Origin of the sequence: Sphingomonas sp. 1185 (assembly GCF_040544655.1) — a bacterium.
Taxonomy (GTDB): domain Bacteria; phylum Pseudomonadota; class Alphaproteobacteria; order Sphingomonadales; family Sphingomonadaceae; genus Sphingomonas.
In genome coordinates this window covers 103,579-122,045 of sequence record NZ_JBEPKL010000007.1, presented here as the reverse complement: position 1 = coordinate 122,045, position 18,467 = coordinate 103,579, and the positions used below count along the sequence as shown (strand labels likewise).

21 protein-coding genes are annotated in these 18,467 nt (G+C 66.6%); 7 read left to right on the top strand and 14 right to left on the bottom strand.

Annotated elements, in window-relative coordinates; all coding sequences use genetic code 11:
• Positions 1-50: 50 nt before the first annotated feature.
• The 3 genes from ABIC44_RS07720 to ABIC44_RS07710 all read right to left on the bottom strand — a co-directional run bounded on the left by ABIC44_RS07720 (position 51) and on the right by ABIC44_RS07710 (position 2,146).
• On the bottom strand, positions 51-599 hold the full coding sequence (locus ABIC44_RS07720) for an SMI1/KNR4 family protein (protein ID WP_354294671.1): 549 nt from the start codon (positions 597-599) through the stop codon (positions 51-53).
• A gap of 30 nt (positions 600-629) precedes the next feature.
• Positions 630-977, bottom strand: coding sequence for a low molecular weight protein tyrosine phosphatase family protein (locus ABIC44_RS07715; RefSeq protein WP_309698067.1), 348 nt, complete (start codon positions 975-977; stop codon positions 630-632).
• Between the two features lie 320 nt (positions 978-1,297).
• Positions 1,298-2,146 carry a cold-shock protein gene (locus tag ABIC44_RS07710; protein ID WP_354294670.1) on the bottom strand — a complete coding sequence of 283 codons (849 nt, stop codon included), beginning with the start codon at positions 2,144-2,146 and terminating at the stop codon, positions 1,298-1,300.
• Positions 2,147-2,446: 300 nt separating this feature from the next.
• Here ABIC44_RS07710 and ABIC44_RS07705 point away from each other — a divergent pair, with 300 nt between their 5' ends.
• From ABIC44_RS07705 to ABIC44_RS07675, 7 genes are all read left to right on the top strand, one after another.
• Complete coding sequence (locus tag ABIC44_RS07705) at positions 2,447-3,067, top strand: ribonuclease D (RefSeq protein WP_354294668.1); 621 nt, start codon at positions 2,447-2,449, stop codon at positions 3,065-3,067.
• A 29-nt stretch (positions 3,068-3,096) separates the two neighbouring features.
• Positions 3,097-3,723, top strand: coding sequence for an LPS export ABC transporter periplasmic protein LptC (gene lptC / locus ABIC44_RS07700; RefSeq protein ID WP_354294666.1), 627 nt, complete (start codon positions 3,097-3,099; stop codon positions 3,721-3,723).
• Positions 3,724-3,741: 18 nt separating this feature from the next.
• Positions 3,742-4,284 carry an LptA/OstA family protein gene (locus tag ABIC44_RS07695; protein ID WP_307102172.1) on the top strand — a complete coding sequence of 181 codons (543 nt, stop codon included), beginning with the start codon at positions 3,742-3,744 and terminating at the stop codon, positions 4,282-4,284.
• 62 nt (positions 4,285-4,346) lie between these two features.
• Positions 4,347-5,135 (top strand): LPS export ABC transporter ATP-binding protein, encoded by a 789-nt coding sequence (gene lptB, locus ABIC44_RS07690; protein ID WP_354294664.1) that lies wholly within the window; start codon positions 4,347-4,349, stop codon positions 5,133-5,135.
• 90 nt (positions 5,136-5,225) lie between these two features.
• On the top strand, positions 5,226-6,704 hold the full coding sequence (gene rpoN / locus ABIC44_RS07685) for an RNA polymerase factor sigma-54 (protein WP_354294663.1): 1,479 nt from the start codon (positions 5,226-5,228) through the stop codon (positions 6,702-6,704).
• A 72-nt stretch (positions 6,705-6,776) separates the two neighbouring features.
• Positions 6,777-7,130, top strand: a complete 354-nt coding sequence (locus ABIC44_RS07680; RefSeq protein WP_354294661.1) for a hypothetical protein — start codon at positions 6,777-6,779, stop codon at positions 7,128-7,130.
• Positions 7,131-7,855: 725 nt separating this feature from the next.
• Complete coding sequence (locus ABIC44_RS07675) at positions 7,856-8,347, top strand: Ros/MucR family transcriptional regulator (protein ID WP_307102164.1); 492 nt, start codon at positions 7,856-7,858, stop codon at positions 8,345-8,347.
• Positions 8,348-8,542: 195 nt separating this feature from the next.
• Here the strand turns inward: ABIC44_RS07675 and ABIC44_RS07670 are convergent, their stop codons facing one another.
• The 11 genes from ABIC44_RS07670 to ABIC44_RS07620 form a co-directional block, all read right to left on the bottom strand.
• Positions 8,543-9,436, bottom strand: coding sequence for a flagellar motor protein MotB (locus ABIC44_RS07670; RefSeq protein WP_354294659.1), 894 nt, complete (start codon positions 9,434-9,436; stop codon positions 8,543-8,545).
• Between the two features lie 3 nt (positions 9,437-9,439).
• The gene (gene motA / locus ABIC44_RS07665; RefSeq protein ID WP_219018840.1) at positions 9,440-10,303 is read right to left on the bottom strand and encodes a flagellar motor stator protein MotA; all 864 of its coding nucleotides are present in this window, start codon (positions 10,301-10,303) and stop codon (positions 9,440-9,442) included.
• Positions 10,304-10,403: 100 nt separating this feature from the next.
• Positions 10,404-11,297, bottom strand: coding sequence for a flagellar hook-associated protein FlgL (gene flgL / locus ABIC44_RS07660; RefSeq protein ID WP_354294657.1), 894 nt, complete (start codon positions 11,295-11,297; stop codon positions 10,404-10,406).
• Positions 11,298-11,302: 5 nt separating this feature from the next.
• On the bottom strand, positions 11,303-12,655 hold the full coding sequence (flgK, locus tag ABIC44_RS07655; protein ID WP_354294655.1) for a flagellar hook-associated protein FlgK: 1,353 nt from the start codon (positions 12,653-12,655) through the stop codon (positions 11,303-11,305).
• Positions 12,656-12,670: 15 nt separating this feature from the next.
• The gene (locus tag ABIC44_RS07650) at positions 12,671-13,012 is read right to left on the bottom strand and encodes a rod-binding protein (RefSeq protein WP_307102154.1); all 342 of its coding nucleotides are present in this window, start codon (positions 13,010-13,012) and stop codon (positions 12,671-12,673) included.
• Positions 13,009-14,103: a flagellar basal body P-ring protein FlgI gene (locus tag ABIC44_RS07645; RefSeq protein ID WP_307102152.1), complete on the bottom strand. Its 1,095-nt coding sequence runs from the start codon at positions 14,101-14,103 to the stop codon at positions 13,009-13,011. Before ABIC44_RS07645 ends, ABIC44_RS07650 begins: the two co-directional genes overlap by 4 nt.
• Before the next feature lie 11 nt (positions 14,104-14,114).
• A complete protein-coding gene (locus tag ABIC44_RS07640; RefSeq protein WP_307104708.1) occupies positions 14,115-14,774 on the bottom strand; it encodes a flagellar basal body L-ring protein FlgH in 660 nt (219 codons plus the stop codon).
• 74 nt (positions 14,775-14,848) lie between these two features.
• On the bottom strand, positions 14,849-15,637 hold the full coding sequence (flgG, locus tag ABIC44_RS07635) for a flagellar basal-body rod protein FlgG (RefSeq protein WP_309691588.1): 789 nt from the start codon (positions 15,635-15,637) through the stop codon (positions 14,849-14,851).
• Positions 15,638-15,650: 13 nt separating this feature from the next.
• Positions 15,651-16,406, bottom strand: coding sequence for a flagellar basal body rod protein FlgF (locus ABIC44_RS07630; protein WP_309691587.1), 756 nt, complete (start codon positions 16,404-16,406; stop codon positions 15,651-15,653).
• A 42-nt stretch (positions 16,407-16,448) separates the two neighbouring features.
• Positions 16,449-17,741 carry a flagellar hook protein FlgE gene (locus ABIC44_RS07625; protein ID WP_307102149.1) on the bottom strand — a complete coding sequence of 431 codons (1,293 nt, stop codon included), beginning with the start codon at positions 17,739-17,741 and terminating at the stop codon, positions 16,449-16,451.
• A gap of 29 nt (positions 17,742-17,770) precedes the next feature.
• Positions 17,771-18,466 carry a flagellar hook assembly protein FlgD gene (locus ABIC44_RS07620; protein ID WP_309699786.1) on the bottom strand — a complete coding sequence of 232 codons (696 nt, stop codon included), beginning with the start codon at positions 18,464-18,466 and terminating at the stop codon, positions 17,771-17,773.
• Position 18,467: the final 1 nt, after the last annotated feature.

Sequence of the window (18,467 nt, the reverse complement as noted above, 5' to 3'; positions counted from 1 at the left end):
TCGATCAGTACAGAATGAGAATGCGTCGTGCAACGCGATACGGCCGCCGGTCAGTGTATCTGGGGATCGTCGCGCAAGGCCAGGGCGATGAACGCGCCCATATCGTCGGCGACGAAGGCATCGGGCGGATCGCCACGAATCAGCGCGATCCGGCCGTAATCTGGCCCTTCCACGCAGCAGATCGCCCAGGCCCAGCACCAGATCATATAGTCCGCAAAGACCAAGTAACGGTGCGCGTCGGACTCGACGGCATCGCCCCATCCGGGTGTCCATTTGGCGCATTCTTCCGCCAGTGACTTTATGTCACCGACCGCCCACCAGCTGATCGTCACTTGGTCCATGAATTGCCGGCGCGGCGCCGCGATCGAGAGATAGGCGCGAAATTCGGGTGGCAGACGGATGCCATATCGCGACTCCAGCGCCGCGATGTCGTCCTCATCATGGGCGGGCGTATAGAATTTGGATTCTGCCAGCGCCCAGTAATCGGCCAGAGCCGCATAGCGCTGCTCCGCCGGTGCGTCGCCCAGTAGCGGCGGGGTCACACACGGATATGATGCCGGTCGCCCGAAGAACGGAAGCCTCTTGAGCCAGGCGATCACCTCAACGCCTCCATTCCACCATGGCCATGGTCACGCTTCAGGCAAATGCCGGGCCAGCCGCGTTTGCAACAGGTCGATCAAGGCCGGATCCATGAAGGCATAGTTGTCGGGGATGTCCAGACAGATCAGCCGTTTGCCGTTCAACGCCCGGCGGAACCGCTGCTGAACCTTGGTTCGGTGGACCTTCTCCATGACCACGATGACGTCCGCCCAGATCACTAGCTCGGCCGTCAGCGGATTTTCGGCGTCGTTGTTCGTCCCGGCGGACGAGACCTCCAGGTCACGTCGCGACGCGAAAACCTGCTCCGCCGTCGGGCTGCGCAGCCGGTTCTGGCTACACACGAACAGGACATGGGTGATTGCAGGTCGGCGGGGCATGGCGCCCAAGCCTATCCGTTTCGCGATGCTGCTGGGAAGCCTCGATCGGCGGACTTTCGCCCGACCGCGATAGGGGGCGGGCGCTGGAGGTAGAGGATGCCGGTGCGAGTTCAACGGGCAATCAGAGCGGCCGCATGGCCTCTCCGGCCGCGCGGCTGAGCGCGTTCGGCCAACCCGTTATCGCGGCTGCCATCACCAGGCCGGAAATCGCCACCAGTGGCGCGGCGCGGGCCGTCCGTAAAACGAAAAGGCCCGGCGTCGCATCGCTGCAACGCCGGGCCCTGTCGCCCGAAAAGGGATGGCTTATTCAGCCGAGGGGATCAGCCCTCGTTCTGCAGGTTCACCGCGGCATACTTGCCACGACGATCGACTTCGATCTCGAACTGCAGACGGTCGCCCTCGTTCAGCGAACCCATGCCGGCGCGCTCGACGGCCGAGATGTGAACGAACGCGTCGGGCTGGCCGTCGTCGCGCTGAATGAAGCCGAAGCCCTTCATCGCGTTGAAGAACTTGACCGTGCCGGTTGCCTTCTCGCCGGTCAGCTGGCGCTGCGGGGCGCCGCCGAAACCACCGGCCGCACCGCCGCGGGGACCGCGGTCACGGTCGCCGCCGAAGCCGCCTTCACGCGGTTCGCGGGGTGCGCGATCCTGGACCGGAAGCGGCTCGCCTTCAATCTTCAGCTCGGTGGCCGAGATGCGGCCGCCGCGATCGACGAGCGTGAAGCCGAGCGGCTGGCCTTCCGCCAGGCCGGTCAGGCCGGCCTGCTCGACCGCCGAAATGTGGACGAACACGTCTTCGCCGCCGTCATCACGCACGACAAAGCCGAAACCCTTCTGCGCGTTGAAGAACTTGACGACGCCCGTGCCCTCGCCAACGACCTGGGGGGGCATGCCGCCGCCGCCACGACCGCCGCCGAAGCCGCCACCGCCGCCGCCACGGAAACCGCCGCCGCCGCCGCCGAAGCGATCACCGCCGCCGAAGCCGCCACGATCGCCACCACCGCCGAAGCGGTCGCCGCCACCGAAGCCGCCGCCGAAGCCGCCACCGCCGAAGCGATCACCGCCGCCGAAGCCGCCACCAAAGCCGCCTTCATCGCCGCCGCCGAAATTGTCCCGCTTGTCGCGACCACGCGTGCCGCGATTGCCTCGGCTACCTCTATCGAAACCCATAAGCCCTGTTCGTCTTCCCGGTTCGCCCGCAAATGCTATCTTCAAGAACCGTGCGCCGGACGAAGAGCGCGGGTCTTTTGGCGCCAAACCTTTTGCGCCTAGTTGCTATCCATAACGCAGAAGCTCTCCCATCGCGAACGAAATCGTGCACGCGCCCCTCTGTTCATCGCGAACGAGGCAGATTGCGTCGGAATTGTGGCCGAAACTCCACAATTCCTGTGGAAAAAAGCGGAGGCATCGGCCCGCCGATTCGGCCGATCGCGGTTGAGGCTTTCCCCCGCCCCCGCTAGGGCAGGACATATGACCGTTCATCTGCATGAAGAAGACATCCCCGCCGACCTGTTCGCCGCCGGCGCCGCGATCGCGGTGGATACCGAGACGATGGGCCTGATCACCCCGCGCGACCGGCTGTGCGTCGTCCAGCTGTCGGATGGCGGCCCGGACGAGCATCTGGTGCGCTTCGGTCCGGACAGCGACTATGCCGCGCCCAACCTGCGCGCGCTGCTGGCCGATCCGGCGCGGTTGAAGCTCTATCATTTCGGGCGATTCGATATCGCCGCGATCCGCCATTATCTGGGCATTGTCGCCGCGCCCGTCTATTGCACCAAGATCGCATCGCGGCTGATCCGCACCTATACCGACCGCCACGGCCTGAAGGAGCTGGTCCGCGAGCTGCTGGGCGTCGAGCTGTCCAAGGCGCAGCAATCGTCCGACTGGGGCGCGCCCGAGCTGTCCGATGCGCAGCGCGAATATGCCGCCTCGGACGTGCGCTATCTGCACCGGATGAAGGTCGAGCTGGACAAGCGGCTGGTGCGCGAGGGGCGGATGGAACTGGCCCAGGCCTGTTTCGATTTCCTGCCCGCCCGCGCCGAGCTGGACCTGGCGGGCTGGCCCGAGGTCGATATCTTCGCCCACGCCTGATCCGCCCCGCCCTTTAGGAAGCCGCCGCCATGTCCGAGATCGCCGATCGCGTCCGCACCCAGCGCCAGCGCTGGGCCGCGCCGGGCAGCCGCCACGATCGGTTCGTGACGGCGGCGCGCTGGATCCTGCCCAGCGCGATCGGCGTGCTGACCGCGTTCCTGGTGATGGCGCCGATCTATTCCTCCAGCGAGGTGTCCTTCGTCCTCGACAAGAAGAAGGTCGAGGTCGCGCGCGAACGGATGAAGATCCAGGCCGCGCAATATCGCGGCGTCGACGACAAGGGGCAGCCCTTCTCGCTCGACGCGGGCTCGGCGATCCAGCGCAGCTCGGCCGAGCCGGTGGTGGAGCTGAACCGGCTGGCCGCCGCGATCCAGCTGTCCGACGGCCCCGCCACGGTGCGCGCCAATTCCGGGCTCTATGACATGCGGACCGAGCAGGTGAAGCTGGACGGCCCGCTCAACGTCCAGTCGCAGGGCGGCTACAACCTCCAGACGCAGAACGCGACGATCGACCTGCAACAGCGCACGCTGGTATCGGGGGGCGCGGTGACGGGCCGCATGCCGCAGGGCAATTTCAGCGCCGACAGGCTGCGCGCCAATCTGGAGGATCGCACCGTCCGGCTGGAAGGCAACGCCCGCTTGCGCATCGTGCCGTAAAGCACGAAATAGCCGATCATGAACAAGTTCATCGCCGCGACGGCTCCTGCCCTCATCGTCCTTGCCGTGTCCGCGGCGGCGCAGGTCCGGCACAACAGCCGCGCGCCGATCGATTTCGGCGCCGATGTCATCGAATTGCAGGACAAGCAGAATCGCGGCGTCTTGTCGGGCAATGTCTCGCTGCGCCAGGCGGAAATGACGCTGACCGCGGCGCGGATGACGATCACCTATACGGGGCAGGTGATCGGCGGGAAGCCGCAGGTGTCGCGCTTCGACGCGTCGGGCAATGTCGTGGTCAAGCGCCCCAACCAGACCGCGCGCGCCAATTACGGCATCTATGACCTGAACCGCCGGGTCATCACCATGCTGGGCAACGTCACCCTGACCCAGGACGGTAACACGGTGAACGGCGGGCGGCTGACCATCAACCTCGACACCGGGCGCGCGGTGATCGACGGATCGTCGGTGGCGGGTGGTGCATCGGGCGGCAATGGCGGCACCGTGTCGCGCGCGCCGTCGGGCCGGGTCACGGGCACCTTCTCGGTTCCCGATCGCAACTGACGCGTGACGCCGGGCGCCCGCCCGCGCTACCGTGGTTGCCAATGAAGGGAACAGACTGGCCGATGGATATGGAAACCCCGATTCGCGAGGCGCAGGAGCACAGGCCCCCTGTGTCCGAGCCGCCCGTGGCGAACGGCCTGCAGGTCGTGTCCATCGCCAAGAGCTATGACAAGCGCACCGTCCTGACCGACGTCTCGGTTTCGGTCGGGCGCGGCGAGGTGATCGGGCTGCTCGGCCCGAACGGCGCGGGCAAGACGACCTGCTTCTATTCGGTCATGGGGTTGGTGAAGCCCGATTCGGGCCGCATCATGCTGGACGGCGAGGATATCACCGGGCTGCCCATGTATCGCCGCGCGATCCTGGGCCTGGGCTATCTGCCGCAGGAAACCTCGATCTTTCGCGGATTGTCGATCGAGAAGAACATCCTGACCGTGCTCGAACTGGCCGAGCCCGATCCCGCCGAGCGCGCGCGCAAGCTCGACAAGCTGCTCGAGGAATTCGGGCTGACCCGCCTGCGCGCCGCGCCCGCCATGGCGCTGTCGGGCGGCGAGCGGCGCCGCGCCGAGATCGCCCGCGCGCTGGCCGCCGATCCGTCGATCATGCTGCTCGACGAACCGTTTGCGGGCATCGACCCCATCTCGATCGCCGACATCCGCGATCTGGTGAAGGACCTGAAGCGGCGCGACATCGGCGTGCTGATCACCGACCATAATGTCCGCGAGACGCTGGACATCGTCGACCGCGCCTACATCATCTATGACGGCCGCGTACTGTTCACCGGATCGCCCGAAGAGCTGGTGGCCGATGCCAATGTCCGCCGCCTCTATCTGGGCGAGGGCTTCTCGCTCTGACCGCATGAGGACCGCGCCCCGCTCCGCCCCGTTCCGCTTCATCGCCTTTGCCGGGCGATGGGCACGGGGCGTCGGATCGGGGGCGTCCGCATGAGCCTGGCCCCGCGCCTCGACATCCGCCAGTCCCAGTCGCTGGTGATGACGCCGCAGCTGCAACAGGCGATCAAGCTGCTGGCGCTGTCCAACCTGGAGATCGAGGCATTCATCGCCGAGGAGGTGGAGAAGAACCCCCTGCTCGACGCGACCGCGATCCGCGACGTGGCCACCCCCGAGCGTCCCGAGCGCGAGGCGCCCGCCGGTGCCGACGAGCTGGTCGCGGGCACCGCGCCCGCCGAGGATCGCGGGCTCGACCTGGATTACGCGACCGAGAGCCATCAGCAGGACAGCGTCGCCGATGGCGGCACCGGCCCCGATGGCGGGCTGTCGCTGAACGGCGCGGGCGGGGGCCTGGGCGGCGAGGATGGACCCGACTGGGATTCGCTGGCCAATGATGCGCCGGGGCTCGCCGAGCATCTGGGCGCGCAGGTCGCGATGATCCTGTCGGGCGCCGACCTGACGATCGCGACCCATATCATCGACCTGCTGGACGAGGCGGGCTATCTGACCGCACCGCTGGCCGAGATCGCCGAGCGGCTGGGCGTCCCGCTGGCGCGCGTCGAATCCATCCTGTCGGTCGTGCAGGGGCTGGAGCCGACGGGGGTTGGCGCGCGCGATCTCGCCGAATGCCTGGCGCTCCAGGCGCGCGAGGCCGATCGCTACGATCCGTGCATGGCGCGGCTGATCGCCAATCTCGACCTGCTGGCGCGCGGCGACCTGGTCCGGCTCAAGCGGATCTGCGGGGTCGATGACGAGGACATGGCCGACATGATCCGCGAACTGCGCGGCTATGATCCCAAGCCCGGCTGTCGCTATGGCGGCGAACCCGCACAGGCGGTGGTGCCCGACCTGTTCGTCACCCGGACCAAGGCCGGCTGGGGCATCGAGCTGAACACCGCCACCCTGCCCCGCGTGCTGGTCAATCGCCGCTATTATCAGGAACTGCGTCACGGACCGCAGGACAAGGGGTCAAAGGCGTGGCTGGCCGATTGCCTGGCGAGCGCGAACTGGCTGATGAAGGCGCTCGATCAGCGGCAGCGGACGATCATCCGCGTCGCGACCGAGATCGTGAAGCAGCAGGAGGCGTTCTTCCTGAACGGCGTCGCGCATCTGAAGCCCCTGACGCTGGCGCGGGTGGCCGAGGCGATCGGGATGCACGAATCGACCGTCAGCCGGGTGACGAGCAACAAATATCTCAGCTGCGCGCGCGGACTGTTCGAGCTGAAATACTTCTTCACCAGCGGGATCGCGACGGCGGATGGCGGCGATGCGGTGTCGGCGGAGGCGGTGAAGAGCGCGATCCGGACGCTGATCGCGGGCGAAGGCGCCAAGATCCTGTCCGACGACACGCTGGTCGAGCTGCTCCAGGCCAAGGGCTTTGACATCGCTCGGCGCACCGTCGCCAAATATCGCGAATCGATGGGAATCGGCAGTTCGGTCCAGCGACGGCGCGCGCGCGCGCTCAACGGCTGACCACCCCGCCACCTTGTACGCGGACCAAGGTGTATTATATTGAAAATACACCAGGACAGGAGTGCGCCGTCGATGGGCAAGAAGAAGCACAAGAAGAAGCAGAAAAAGGCGGCACGTGCCGAGCAGGCCGGGCCCGCCACGGCGTCGCCGCTGCACCGGGTCGGGCAGGTCCTGCTGGATCAGGCGCGCAGCCCGATGGGACGCCAGCTGATCGCCACCGGCCTGGTGGTCGCCGCCGCCGCGCTGGCGCGCGATACCCAACGCCCGAGCGCCGACGAACCCTCCGGGCCGCCGCCGCAGGACGGCCTGCCGCGCGATCCCGCTCCGTCGGTCCCCGGCGTTTCGGAAGCGGCGGCCTTTGCGGGCATGGCACTGTCCGCGCTCGACCAGTTCATTCGCCGCAAGACGCCCGAGGACAAGGCATAGACGCGGCCGGTCGTACCCCTCAGCTTCAGGCCGGGGTCGAGCGCATGGGACGCCCGGCGCATCCCAGGTACATCATCGCGATGCGATACGCGCGCCGACATGATCGCTTGTCGGCGCTGACGCCGTCGGTGGTCATCGAATCAGGTTGGACGGGGGGAGCGACCCGGGTCGCTCGACCCCCGGCACCGACGCGCGATGCCGGTCTTTCCGGCGGCTTCCACTCCTGCTTATCTTGTCATTGAAGCGCGGCGATGCGGCAACCTAGGCGCATGCCCGCCGAATGCATAGCAAAAAAAAGGCTGGTCCGAGGACCAGCCGTGAAAGTTTTTAGGAGAGGATGCCTGAAAGGCCCGCTCTCTTTGGCGGATCGACGCGATTAGCACAACTGCAAGCTAAACAATTTTTGTTGCATTTTTTGCAATCGTGGAACCGGAGGGGCGTGGAAACAGCTGGGTAATTGCTTGCAAAACCACGCTGCTGACGGGGCCGTCATCCAATTCTTGATCTGGATTTAAACCTGCTTCGCCAAGCATTGTCCGGGTTGCCGACCCTATCGCCTTGCATCGGCGCCCATCAGCCGCAGCAACGCCGTCCCAAATAGAGATATTGGCGCCTCACCAAGTCAAACGAATAGAGAAACGGATATATTTGACCTATTTCCGCTCCGGACGGTTGACGCGGCGAGATTGACGGTTAGGTCAAACCATAAATAAAAGGAGCGTATCATGGCCGACGACCCTATCGATGTGAATGCCGTAGAACTGGCGACCGAACTGACCATCGCGTGGCTGGGTAATCCCAACACCCGCACTTCGTCCGAAGAGGTTCCGGCCTTTCTGCACAAGATGCACGAAACCGTATCTTCGCTTCTGGGCAGCGCGCCGCAGGCCGCCGATGTCGAAGCGCCGACCGAATATGTTCCGGCGGTTTCGGTCCGCAAGTCGCTTGCGTCGAAGGACCACATTGTCTCGATGATCGACGGCAAGCCCTACAAGACGCTGCGCCGTCATCTGGCGACCCATGGCCTGACCCCTGAGGAATATCGCGAGCGCTACGGCCTGAAGCCCGACTATCCGATGGTCGCCGAGAGCTATTCGGAAAGCCGTCGCGCGATGGCCAAGAAGATCGGCCTGGGCCGCAAGCCCGGTCCGCGCAACGCGGGCGCCGCGCCTGCCGCGCGCAAGCCGCGCAAGGCCGAGGCCGCCGACGCCGAATAAGCGACGGCGCGATCGACCGATCGCATGAAGGCCCGTCCGACCGTCCTGCTCGTCTCCCGGAGCAGGATGGTCGGGCGGGCCTTTTGCTTGGGTGGGGTTGTCATCCCTTCCCTCTCCCCGGACAGGGGAGAGGGAAGAATACCCATTACGGACTGTCGATCCCCCAAAGACGCCCGGACGAAACGAACCGCCCGCTTACTGCCCGAAAGCGCCCTTGCGGTAGAGCAGCGTGATCGCCACGCGGCGGTTGCGCGGGTCGGAGGGGTTGTTGGCGATCATCGGTTCGCGATCGGCGACGCCCTCGATCCGCTCGAACCGCGACTCCGGGAGCCCGCCCGATGCCAGCCGGCGGCGGGTCGCCTCGGCGCGGCTGGACGACAGCAGCCAGTTGTTCATCGCGCGCGGATCGCCGTAAGGCACGCCGTCGGTGTGGCCGCGGATCATGATGGTGTTGGGCACGTCGGCGACCGTCTTGGCGATGGTGCCGATCAGCTCGGACGCCTCCGGGGTCAGCGTCGTCGTCCCCATCGCGAACATCGAATAATTGGCATTGTCGACGAGGTCGATGCGCAAGCCGTCATCGGTCGGGATGAAACGCACCTGCTGCGCCAGCTTTTTGAGCTGGGGCGTGACCTCCATCTTCTTCAGGAGCTCACGCTTGACCGCGTCGAAGGTCTGCTGGTCGCGCGCCATGCTGTCGGGATTGCGCAGCGAGCCCTTGTTGCCGGTGCCCGGCTTGTTGCCGCCCTGGCCGTTGATCTTCATGACCATGGTCTGGGTGATGGCCGCGCTGCTTTCCTTGTGCATCTGGCCCAGCCCCGCGCCGCCGTTGAGGACGCCGCCGCCGATGCCCACCGACTTGGTGTCGAGCAGGGTCGGCGCGAAATAGTCGGCAATGCCCTTGCGCTGCTTTTCGGTGGTGGCACCCAGCAGCCAGAGCAGCAGGAAGAACGCCATCATCGCCGTCACGAAATCGGCATAGGCGACCTTCCACGCGCCGCCATGATGCCCGCCATGACCATCGGCGATGATCTTCTTGACGATGACGATCTTGGGCGGCTCGTTCTTGCCGTGCGGTGCGCGGGCCATGGCTTATTTGCCCCGCAGGCCGTCGAACACCTCGGCGAAGCCGGGCTGGTCCTTGTGCGCGATGCCGGAGCGTGCCGCCTCGATGACCAGCGGCTGCGGATGGCCGTGGAGCGAGGCGATGATGATCTGCTTGACCACGTGATAGATGGCCGCGTCGGCGTCGATCACCTGCTTCAGCCGCCCCGCGAACGGGTTCACGATACCGTATGCCAGGAGCACGCCCATGAAGGTGCCGACCAGCGCCGAGCCGATCATCCCGCCCAGCACGCTCGGCGGCTTGTCGATCGAACCCATGGTCTTCACGATGCCGAGCACGGCGGCGACGATGCCGAGCGCGGGCAGCGAGTCGGCCAGGCTCTGAAGCGTGCCCTGCGGCCCCTCGACCTCGTGGTGGTGGGTCTTGATCGCATTGTCCATCACCTCCTCGACCGCATGCACGTCGAGCGTGCCCGACGAGACGACGACCAGCCGCAGCGTGTCGGCGATCAGGTTGACGAGGGTATGGTCGGCGACGAGGCGCGGATATTCGGCGAAGACTGAGGAGGACTTCGGGTCCTCGACATGGGGTTCCAGCGCGATCGGGCCTTCGGTGCGCAGCATCTTCATCAGCTTCGAGACGAGGAAGATGACGTCGAGATAGTCCTGCTTCTTGTATTTCGGGCCCTTGAAGATCTTGCCCATCGCGCCGCCCAGCGCCTTCAGCTCCTTGCCGGAATTGCCGATGACGAGCGCGCCGACGGCCGCGCCGCCGATGATGAGCATCTCGTGCGGGATCGCCTCGAACACGGGGCCCAGCTTGCCGCCGGTGATGGCGAAGCCGCCGAACACCATGCCGAGCAGGATGACGAGGCCGATGGCAGGAAACATGGTGAACCGATTCTCCCGAAGACCGGCGCTGTGCCTGTCAGACCACCCGCCTACGCCTGTTAGGTCAAAATAGGGTTACCGGGCGCGGGCCCGGACAGCATCACTTGAGGTAATCGAACAGCGACAGGTTCGACAGCTTGGTGAAGCTGGCCTGGGTCGCCTGCAACACGGTCATCGTCTGCTGCAACTGGGTGATGGTCGTGACGGCATCGGCGTCCTCGACGCTGGAGCGGAGCGCCGTGCGGTCGGTGGCGGCCTTTTGCTGCAACCCCTGCTGCAATTCGACACGCGCCGCGCGCGCGCCGACCGAAGCCTGCACGCTCGCGATATTGTCGTTCGCGGCACTCAACTTGTTCATCGCGTCCTTGATGGACGCGCTGACGTCACCAGATCCTGACTGAAGTGCGGTAACCAGGTTGTTAAGCACGTTGAGCGTGTCGTCGCTGCCCGTCTTGAACACCCGGTCCGCGCCGACCGACACGTTGATCGACTGGCCGTCGGCAATCGGGATGTCGGAGACACTGGCCCCCGAATAGACATAGGTGCCGTTGACCTGCTTGACGGCATCGGTCCCCGCCGCCGCGCCGAACAGCGGCAGGCCGCGCGCATCCTTGGAATTGGCAAGCCCGACCAGCGCGTCGCGAATCGAGGCGATCTGGTCGCCCACGCTCGACCGGTTGGCGGCCGACAGCGTGCCGTTGGCGGCCTGGGTCGCCAGTTCCAGCGCCTTCTGCACCTGCTTGCCGATCTGGCCCAGCGTGGTGTCCGCCTGTTGCAGCAGCGATCCCGCCACCGTCAGGTTGGTCTTGTAGACCGCGTCATTGGCGTCGCGCCGGTTGAACTCGGCGATCTGGGCCGATGCGGCGGCGTCGTCGGACGGGGTCTGCAGCTTCTTGCCGGTCGAAATCTCGACCTGCAGCGCATTCGCCTTGCCCGTCAGCTCCGACATCCGGCGCGACGCCGTTTCATAGAAGACGTTGGTGGAAATCTGCATGGCCGTTACCGGAGCTCGAGAATGGACTGGAAGGTGTCGCGCGCGGCCTGGATGACGCGGCTCGACGCGGAATAGGCCTGCTGGAACCGCATCAGCGTCACCGCCTCCGAGTCCAGCGTCACGCCCGAAGCCGCCGACAGCGTGGCCTTGGCGCCGTCGCTGATCGCGGTCTGCGCGTCGGCGACGGTCTGGCGCTGCTTGAGCGTGGTGGCGTTGCCGGTGACGATCTGGGTCAGCCGGTTTTCGAAATTGCCGGTGCTCGTGTTGCTGCGCGCCTGTTCGAGCAGGGTCAGATTGTCGGCGTTGCGCGATCCCGCGCCATTGCTGGCCGCCGCGATGGCGGAGCCGCTGGTCAGCAACAGGCTCATATTGGCGGTGCCGTCGGTCAGGGCGAACATCTTCGCGCCCTGCTGACCGTTCACGTCCTGGCCGCCCGCCTGCAAGGTGTTGACGGTGTTGACGAAATCCTTCGCGACCTGGTTGAAGGCGCCGCGCGTGGCGTTGATCCGCTCCGCCCCGTCGAGCATCCCCGCCATCGACCCGCCGGTGGGGATGAAGTCGTGAAGCTCGCCCTGCACCGCCACCTTGAAGGCCACGCTGCCGTCGGTTCCGCGCTGGTAGGTCACCGAACCCGTCACATCGGGTGCGGCCAGCACCGGCCCGGCGCGATCGCCCAGCCGCACCGTCGCGCGCCCGAGATAGTCGGTGGTGCTGGTGATGTCGGCCAGCGCGCTCATCTTGGTCAGGATCTGGTCGCGCTGGTCGGTCAGCTGCGCCGCCGCCGCCGTTCCCGCCTGGGTCCGGCCCAGCCCGTCATTGACGCGCACCAGCGAGACGGCGAGCGAGGACAGGTCCTGCGCCGCCTGCCGCGCCTGGCCGTCGAAATCGGACTGGACCTGGTCGAAGGCCGCATTGGTCGCGCTGAAGGCGCTGGCGGTCGACCGCGCCGCCTCCAGCATCGTCGCGCGCAGCGCGTTCGAGCTCGGATCAGACGCCAGGGTGCGCGCGGCGGTGAAGAAGGAGGTCAGGCGGGTCTGCACCTGGTCGCCGGTCAGCGTGCTCTCGATCCGGCTCAGCCAGGTCGCCCCCGTCTGGGTCCGCGACAGGTCGGAGGTGGCGGCGCGCACCGCGGCGGTGGCATAGACGTCGGTCGAACGCGCGATGCCCAGCACCACCACGCCCGAGCCCGCCGACACCTTGTTCGCCGACAGCCCCGCCGCCGGCGAGACCTCCTGCGTCGTGACCGTCCGGCGCGAATAGCCGTCCGTCGCGACATTGGCGATATTCTCACCAACGGCGGTCAGCGCGGTTTGATATGCGCGGACGCCCGAAGCGCCGATAGAGAGCAGATCGCTCATGCGACTCGTGCTACATTATTTCTGGTTAACGGCAGGTTGAGATTTGGCGAGGAAGGCGGTGACCGCCTTGCCGATGCCCAGCGGCGCCTGGACCGCCATCGTCTGCGCGACCTGCTGATCCTGCATGTCGCGGAACGTGTCCAGCGCCTTGGATTCGAACATCGTGTCGCCCAGCTTGGTCTGGCGCATCGCCTTGAGCATCATGCCGGTGAAGATCGCCTCGAACTGGGTGCCCGCCTTGTCCAGATTGGCGCCGTTGGACAGCCGCCGGGTGTCGGTCGACACGCTTCCCGAAATCGCCGAGGCGGGGGCGGAAGTCGGCGAAATCGCCGAGCTGGGTGCGATGCTCTGGGTCACAGGACGATCAACTCCGCTTTCAGCGCGCCGGCTTCCTTCAGCGCTTCGAGGATGGCGACCAGGTCGGACGGGGCCGCGCCGATCGCGTTCACCGCCTTGACGATGTCGGCGAGCTTGGGACCGGGGGCCAGGACGAACATCGGGCGACGCTCCTCCTCGACCGAGACGCCCGATTTCTGGGTGATCGCGGTCTGGCCGCCGCTCAAGGGGCCGGGCTGGCTGACGCGCTGCTGCTCGTCGATCTTCACGGTCAGCTTGCCGTGCGTCACCGCCGCCGGGCCGACCCGGACCGCCGAGTTGATGACGACGGTGCCGGTGCGCGCGTTGACGATCACCTTGGCGGGCGGCTCGGCGGAGGCGACGTCGAGATTCTCGATCTCGGACATCAGCGTGGCGCGGACATCGGCACCCATCGGCGCGCGGACCGCGACCGACACGGCGTCCATCGCCTGCGCGATGCCCATGCCGAGGCGCGCATTGATCGCCTGCGCGACATTCTGCGCGGTGGTGAAGTCGGCGCGGGCGAGGTTGAAGGTCAGCATCGGCGCGGTGTCGAAGCCGGTCGCGACCGCGCGCTCGACCGTCGCGCCCTCGGGGATGCGGCCGGTTGAGGGGACGTTGACGACGATCTTCGACCCGTCCGCGCCCTCGGCACCCAGGCCACCGACCGCGAGATTGCCCTGCGCCATCGCATAGATCTGGCCATCGGCGCCCTGGAGCGGGGTGAGGATCAGCGCGCCGCCGCGCAGCGACTTGGCCTTGCCCATCGAGGACACGGTGATGTCCAGCTTCTGCCCCGGCTTGGCGAAGGGCGGCAGCTCGGCGGTGACCATCACCACCGCGGCGTTCTTCATCCCCGGATTGGCGCCCGGCGGCAGCTGCAACCCGAAGCGCGAGACGACGGCCTTCAGCGACTGGACGGTATATTCCAGATTGTCGTCGCCCGTACCCGGCAGGCCGACGACGACGCCGTATCCGGTCAGCTGGTTGGTGCGGATGCCCTGGAACCCGCCCAGGTCCTTGATCCGGTCGGCCGAGGCCGGGGCCGCGATCAGGAGCGTGGCGAGGAGCGTGAGGAGGAAGCGGATCATGTCTCTATGCCTCAGAACGGGCTGACGGCCTGGAAGAAACGGCTCAGCCAGCCCTGGCGGCTGGCGCGGGCGACGTCGCCCTTGCCGGTATAGGCGATCTGCGCATCGGCGACGCGGGTCGATTCGACGCGGTTGTCGATGCCGATATCGGCCATGCGGACCAGCCCCTTGATCCGGATGAACTCGTCACCGCGGTTCAGCGTCACGCGCTTCTGCCCCTGGACCAGCATGGTGCCGTTGGGGAACACCTGTGCCACGGTCACGCTGATCTCGCCCGACAGTGAGTTGGACTGGTCGGCCGCGCCCGAACCGTTGAAGTTGCGGCTGCCGCCCATGCCGATATCGGTCGACTTGAGCAGCGAGCCCAGCGGGCCGGTGGTCGGCGGATTGATCCCCAGATCGCCCTTCGAGCCGAGCTTGGAGGTCGCCGACTTGGACGCCGCCGTCCGCTCGACGAGGACGATGGTGAGGGGATCGCCGACCCGACGCGCGCGCCATCCCTCGTACAGCGCGGCATAGCCATCGGCCGCCTGGAAGATCGAGCCGTTGGCGGGCTGGACCGGCTGGGCGGGCATGGGCGCGGGGCGGGTGGTGGTGAAATCCTCGACCGGCTGCTTCTTGCCGAAGAGGCTGGCCTGCGCGGGCAACGGCGCGAGCGCGGCGACGACCATCGCGGCGGCCGCCGTCGACAGCGCCAGTTCGACCCAATAGTCGAAACGGGAAAGAGCCAGACGCATCACCGGCCTCACAGATTCTGGTTGGCGTATTGGAGCATCTCGTCGGTCGACTTGATCATCTTCGAGTTGACCTCATAGGCGCGCTGGGTCTCGATCATGTCGACCAGCTCCTCGACGACGTTGACGTTCGACCCTTCGAGCATGCCCTGGCGAATCTGGCCGCGCCCCTCGAGCCCGGCGACGCCCATGCCGACCGCGCCCGAGGCGGCGGTCTCGGTCAGGTAATTGTCGCCCTTGGACTGGAGGCCCGCCGGGTTGGGGAAGGTCGCGACCTGGATCTGGCCGATCTCGGCGGGGGCGACCTGGCCCTGGATGGTGGCCGACACGGTGCCGTCGGAGCCGATGGTGATCTGGGTCGCGCCCTGCGGCACGGTGATGCCCGGCATCACCTGATAGCCCTCGGACGTGACCAGCAGCCCCTCGGCCGAGCGGGAGAAATTGCCCGCGCGGGTATAGCCCAGCGTCCCGCCCGGCATCTGCACCTGGAAGAAGCCCTCGCCGTCGAGCGCCATGTCCAGGCTGTTGTTGGTGGTCTGCATCGACCCTTGCGTGTTGATCCGCGCGGTGCCCTGGATGCGCACGCCGGTGCCCAGGTTCAGGCCGGTCGCATATTTGCTCTCGGTCGAGCTGGCCGCGCCCGGCGCGGTGATCGTCTGATAGGCCAGCGTCTCGAACGCGGCGCGATCGCGCTTGAACCCGGTCGTGTTGACGTTGGCCAGGTTGTTCGAGATGACCCGCATGCGCATGTCCTGGGCGTCGAGCCCGGTGCGCGCGATGTGCATGGCGGCGGAAGACATAAACCCTTAATCCTCAGCTCGGCAGCCGCATCAGCGATGCGCTGTTCTCGTCCATCGACTTGGCCTCTTTCATGAGGTTGGCCTGCACCTCGTAGCTGCGCTGGTTCTCGATCATGTCGACCAGCGTCTGGGTCATGTTGACGTTCGACCCTTCCAGCGCGCCCGACTGGACGGTGGCGTCCATGTCCTGCGGCAGCGCCCCGCCGCCCTTGACGCGCAGCAGATTGTCCAGCCCCTTGACCGTCTGGCTGCCGCGCGTGTCGGCCAGCTTCATCCGGTCGATCACCTGCGGCTGGGTGCCGGGCCCTGCGCCCAGCGGCACGATCGACAGCGTGCCGTCGGGCGAGACGCTCATCGAATTATAGGGGGGCACGGTGATCGGGCCGTTCTGGCCGATCACCGGAAAGCCGTCGCCGGTCTGCAGCACGCCCGAGGCCGTGACCTCCAGGTCGCCGCGACGGGTATAGGCTTCCGACCCGTCGGGAGCCTGCACCGCCAGCCACGCGCTGGAGGTCGCGACCGCGACGTCCAGCGGATTGCCGGTATGCTGGACGGTGCCGGGCTGGCGGTCGGCGTCGGTCACTTCCTCGGCGGTGGGCATCCGCGCCTCGAACGCCGCGCCGCCGCCCTTGAGGTCGATACGGTCGAACACGACCCGGTCCGAACGGAAACCGATCGTCGAAGCATTGGCCATGTTGTTGGCGATCGCCGACTGCGCCGACATGTGCGCCCGCAGTCCCGTCGCCGCCGTATAGACCAGCTTGTCCATCGCTGCCCCCCGTTACCTGTCCCGTTACCCGGCCCGTTTCGCTTAGCTGCGGATGTTGAAGATGGTCTGCGAGATCTGGCTCGACGTATCGAGCGCCTTGGCGTTCGCCTGGAAGTCGCGCTGCGCGGCGATCAGGTTGACCAGCTCCTCGGTGATGTCGACGTTCGACCCCTCGATGGTGCTCGACCGGATCGCGCCGTACGCGCCCTGGTTGGCGGTGCCGAACTTGGCCGCGCCCGACTTGCCGGTCGCCTCCCAATAGCTGTTCCCCTCCTGGCGCAGGCCCGGCATGTTGACGAAGGTCGCCACCGCGACCTTGCCGAGCGCGGCGGTCTCGCCGTTGGAGAAGGAGGCGGTCACCAGGCCGTCGTCGCCGACCGACACGCCCGACAACAGGCCCACCGACTTGCCGTCCTGGGTGCGCGAGGCGACCGAGAAGATCGAACCCGACTGCGACGAGCCGGTATAGTCGATCGACAGCGGCTGCGACGTGGTCGAGGTGCGCGGGGTGAAATTGTCGAACTTGGTCGCCCCGGTCGGCGACTTCAGGTTGCCGCCCGAATCGAAGGTCATCTTGATCGGGTCCTTCGACCCGCCATTGGTCGTCATCTGCTGATCGCCGACGAAGCTGTAGACCAGCCAGCTGCTGCTGCCGTCCGAGGGCTGGATCGCATTGCCATTGGCATCGACCGGCAACGGCGCACGGACATAATAGTTGGTCAGCGTCATGGCGTTGCCCGCCGTGTCGTAGATCTTGGTCTGGGTCGTGTTGTTGTACGTGCCCATGTTGGTGCGGTCGAACGCGGCGGTCGGCGCGACGGCGGTGCTCGACAGGTTGATCGCCATCGTCACCTTCTTGGTGGCGACCGGCGTGCCGCTGGTCGTGGGCAGCTGAAGGCTGGTCAGGCCGTCATTGCCGAACGCGGTGACGTTGCCGTCCTTGTCGACCGGGAACACCTGGACGCGGTTGCCCTGCGTGTCGGTCACATAGTTCTTGGTGTCGACCTGGAACGAGCCGTTGCGCGTGTACTGGAGCGTACCCGCGGTGCCGCCCGCCTGCACCGTGAAGAAGCCGTCGCCCGAAATGGCGAGGTCCAGCGCGTTGGAGGTGCTGGTGTAATTGCCCTCCTTGAACTCCTGCCGGTTGGCCTTGACCACGGTGCCCGAGCCGACCTGCTTGAACGGGTCGGTGGCGAAATTGGCGGCCATCACGTCGGCGAATTCGGCGCGGCTCTTCTTGAAGCCGTTGGTGCCGACGTTGGCGAGATTGTGCGAGATGACCGACATGTCGGTCTGCGAAGCCTGAAGGCCGCTGAGCGAGGTGTAGAAGGACATGGGCTATCTTCCTGGTACGTGAAGGGGGATCAGCCGACGGCGCGGACGGCGGAGAGCTGGACCTGGCCCAGACCGGCGACGGTCAGGACCGGCGAGCCGGTGGAGGGCAGCGAGACGGACTGGACGGGCGCCCAGACCAGCGAGCGGCTGGTGACGGCGGTGCTGCCGTTGTTGGCGGACACCGAGATGGTGAAGGGCCCCGATCCGGCGCTCTTGCCGTCGGCGGTCTTGCCGTCCCAGTCATAGCTGGCCGCGCCCGCCTTCTGCGCGCCGAGTGACAGCGTCTTGAGGACCCCGCCGCTGGCATCGGCGATGGTCACCGTCACGTTGGACGCCGCGGCATCCAGTTCGACTTGGCCCGCCAGCCCGCCGCTGGTGCGGCCATAGGCGGTCGTGCCCTGGGTCAGCACGGTCTTGCCGACATAGTTCATCGCGGCCGCGGGCGTGGTCCCGGTCAGCTTGTTCGCGAGCGAGGTCAGCGTGGTGTTCATCTCGGAGATGCCCGCCACGCTGGAGAATTGCGCCATCTGGGCGACCATCTGGGTATTGTCCATCGGCGAGAACGGATCCTGGTTCTTCAGCTGCGCGGTCAGCAGCTTCAGGAAATCGGCCTGGCCCAGCGTCGTGGACTTCTTGGCCGCCGTGGTGGTCGAGGACGAGCCGGTCGACCCGGTTCGCGCGATGCCCAGACTGTCGAGCGTCGACTCGAGCGCGGTGGATGTCATG